Source organism: Nonomuraea sp. NPDC051298, from assembly GCF_055586305.1.
In genome coordinates this window covers 1-3,458 of record NZ_JBVJIM010000019.1, presented here as the reverse complement: position 1 = coordinate 3,458, position 3,458 = coordinate 1, and the positions used below count along the sequence as shown (strand labels likewise).

Here is a 3,458-nt window from a genome sequence, read left to right as displayed (position 1 = left end):
CCCCGCCCGGGGGCCCCGGCCCGGCGGGGTGTGTGGGGGGCCGGGCTGGGGGGGGGGGGGGGGGGGTTTCGGGGGTCACCGCCCGCGGCCCCCCCCCCCGGGGGGGGGGGGGGGGCCCCGCCGCTCTGCGTTTCGTGCGTTATGTGGTTATGTCATCACGACGGGCGCGGGTCAGCGCTCGCCGTTGGGGGCAATCGTAGGGGTTTCGCTGAGCCGAGCCGACTCGTCCAGGATGTCGGCACCCTTTTCGCGCAACGCTGCGACGTGCTGACGCCCATGGTGAGCGCAGAACAGCAGCTCCCCACCCACAGGCAGGGTCGCGCGAATGTAGGCCTGGGCGCCGCAGCGGTCGCAGCGGTCGAGGGCCGTCAGCGGCTTAACGGGGGCGAGAGCTCCAGTCACGTATCGCCTTTCGGGTCACCCCCGCCGAAGCGAGGATCTGGCGTCAGTCACTTGGAACAACATCTAACCGGACGTGGACGTTCCCAACCGCCCCCTCGCTACGCCGAGAGCGGAATGCGTCCGAACGTAATGACGGCCGGCCGGTTGGTAACAGCAAACGTGCCGCCATGGCAAGCTTGTACGCGCACGTACGGTAAGAACGGTAGGCTACGCACACGTGTTCGATGCTTAGACCAGGGGAGCTGGAGTGACGCTAGTGGAGGCGGGTTACACGGCTCGTCACCTCTCGGTGCTTGAGGGTCTCGAGGCCGTCCGCAAGCGCCCGGGCATGTACATCGGGTCCACCGACAGCCGTGGGCTGATGCACTGCCTCTGGGAGATCGTGGACAACGGCGTCGACGAGGCGCTGGCCGGTCACTGTGACCGGATCGAGGTCGAGCTCTACGCCGACGGCTCCATCGAGGTCCGTGACAACGGCCGCGGCATCCCCGTCGACATCGAGCCCAAGAGCGGCCTGGCCGGTGTCGAGCTCGTCTACACGAAGCTGCACGCCGGAGGCAAGTTCGGCGGCGGCTCCTACGGTGCCTCCGGCGGCCTGCACGGTGTGGGCGCGTCCGTGGTCAACGCCCTGTCGGCGCGCGTCGACGTCGAGGTCGACCTCGACGGCCTCGTCCACGAGATCAGCTTCCGACGCGGCGTCACCGGCGTGTTCGACGGCGACGGGCCCACGGCCAAGTTCAAGAAGAAGTCGGGCCTGCGCCTCGGTGCCAAGCTCCCCAAGAACGTCACCGGCACCCGCGTGCGCTTCTGGGCCGACACGCAGATCTTCCTGCCCGACGCCGAGGTCTCGCTCGACGAGATCCACGTACGCCTGCGGCAGACCGCGTTCCTGGTGCCCGGCCTGACGCTGGCCGTCTACGACAGCAGGCACGAGGAGCGCGTCGAGGAGGAGTTCCGCTTCGAGGGCGGCATCTCCGAGTTCGTCGAGTTCCTGGCCCGCGACGAGGCCGTCTGCGACGTGCTGCGCCTGCAGGGGCTGGGGCACTTCCACGAGACCGTGCCGGTCCTCGACGACCAGGGCCACCTGACGCCCACCGAGGTGCAGCGCGAGCTGACCGTCGACGTGGCGCTGCGCTGGGGCAAGGGCTACGAGTCCACGGTGCGCTCGTTCGTCAACGTGATCGCCACCAGCAAGGGCGGCACCCACCTGACGGGGCTCGAGCGCGGGCTCGTCCGCACGGTCAACGAGCTGCTGCGGGAGACCCGCCTGCTGAAGAACGGCGACGACCCCGTCACCAAGGACGACATCTCCGAGGGCCTGACCGGTGTGGTCACCGTCATGGTGCCGGAGCCGCAGTTCGAGGGGCAGACCAAGGAGGTGCTCGGCACCTCGGCGGCCACCCGCATCGTCTCCCACGTGGTCTCGCGCGAGCTGAGAGAGCTGTTCACCAACCCGCCGCGCGGCTACAAGCAGCCGCTGCGGGCGGTGCTGGAGAAGATCGTGGCCGCGGCCAAGGCCCGCATCGCGGCCCGCGAGCACCGCGACAACCAGCGCCGCAAGAGCGCGCTGGAGAGTTCCGCGCTGCCCGCCAAGCTGGTCGACTGCCGCAGCGACGGCGTCGACCGCAGCGAGCTGTTCATCGTCGAGGGTGACTCGGCGCTGGGCACGGCCAAGCTGGCCCGCGACTCCGAGTTCCAGGCGCTGCTGCCGATCCGGGGCAAGATCCTCAACGTCCAGAAGGCGTCCGTGAGCGACATGCTCAAGAACGCCGAGTGCGCCGCGATCATCCAGGTGGTCGGGGCCGGGTCGGGGCGGTCGTTCGACATCGACTCCGCGCGCTACGGCAAGGTCATCCTCATGGCCGACGCCGACGTCGACGGCGCTCATATCCGGTGCCTGCTCCTGACGCTGTTCCACCGCTACATGCGGCCGATGGTGGAGGCCGGGCGGGTGTTCGCGGCCGTGCCGCCGCTGCACCGCATCGAGCTGTCCAACCCCGGGCGCGGCAAGGACAAGTACATCTACTGCTACTCCGACGCCGAGCTGCAGAAGGTGCTGCGCGACCTGGAGCGGCGCGGCAAGCGGTGGAAGGACCCGGTGCAGCGTTACAAGGGTCTGGGCGAGATGGACGCCGACCAGCTCGCCGAGACGACGATGGACCCGCGCCACCGCATCCTGCGCCGGGTGCGGATCGAGGACGCCGAAGGGGCCGAGGGCATCTTCAACCTGCTCATGGGGAGTGAGGTCGCGCCGCGGCGGGAGTTCATCGTCAACAGCGCGGCCGAGGTCGATCGCGACCACATCGACGCCTGAGGGCCGGGTCGCCGGGGCCCGGGGGCTCGACGCCCTGACAGGGGTGATCTTCTCGCGGTTCTGTCCGTGGAGTTCGCGGGGCTGCGCGTGCTCCACGTCACCGGACGTGCGGCGCGCTCCGCCGCCGCACGTTGCACGTGGAGCGGCGTGCTGCCCCGCTCCACGTCACCGGAGGGGCGGAGCGTTCCGCCGCTCCATGTTGCTGGAGGGGTGGCGTGCTGCCCCGCTCCACGTCGCCGACTGGCAGGCGTACGCCGCCGCTGCACGGTTGCCGGTGGGGCGGAGCGCTGCCCCGCTCGATGTCGCCGGAGGGTAGGCGTGCGCCGCCGCTGCACGATGCCGAGGGCGGTGTGCCGTGCGGGCTGCTGCGCGGCCTGACTGGAGGCGCTGGCGGGTGTCTTGCGTGGCTTGTGTCTTGTGTGCGGCTGTGACCTATGTGTCGCTTGTGTTCTGGTCGAGGCGCTGGAGGGCTCATGCGGGGCGCTGAGGCGCTCCTGGGCCCCGTTGCACTCCCTGGGTCTCCTGGGGCGGCTGTGGTGGCGTGTGGGGCGTTGTGGGCCTCCCCTGAAGGCGGGGAGGGCCGGTGGGTCCTTGGCTCGCGGGGCCGAGGCGTGCCCGGGGGCGGTGGCTCGCCTCTTCTGGTTCGCGCTAGATGATTGATGCCAAGGCATAGCTGCGGAGATAGGGCGAGGGTGCCCATGCTCGATGTGTGACGAAAGAGTTAGACACCCTCGCAACTGCA

At 70.0% G+C, this 3,458-nt stretch carries 2 protein-coding genes; one reads left to right on the top strand and one right to left on the bottom strand.

All coding sequences use genetic code 11. The features are described 5' to 3' along the window. Positions 1–171: 171 nt before the first annotated feature. Positions 172–402, bottom strand: a complete 231-nt coding sequence (locus ACZ6S0_RS38625; protein WP_344887259.1) for a DUF7455 domain-containing protein — start codon at positions 400–402, stop codon at positions 172–174. 247 nt (positions 403–649) lie between these two features. On the opposite strand from ACZ6S0_RS38625, the gene ACZ6S0_RS38620 reads away from it, so the two are divergent. Then, positions 650–2,716, top strand: coding sequence for a DNA gyrase/topoisomerase IV subunit B (locus tag ACZ6S0_RS38620; protein ID WP_465924290.1), 2,067 nt, complete (start codon positions 650–652; stop codon positions 2,714–2,716). Positions 2,717–3,458: the final 742 nt, after the last annotated feature.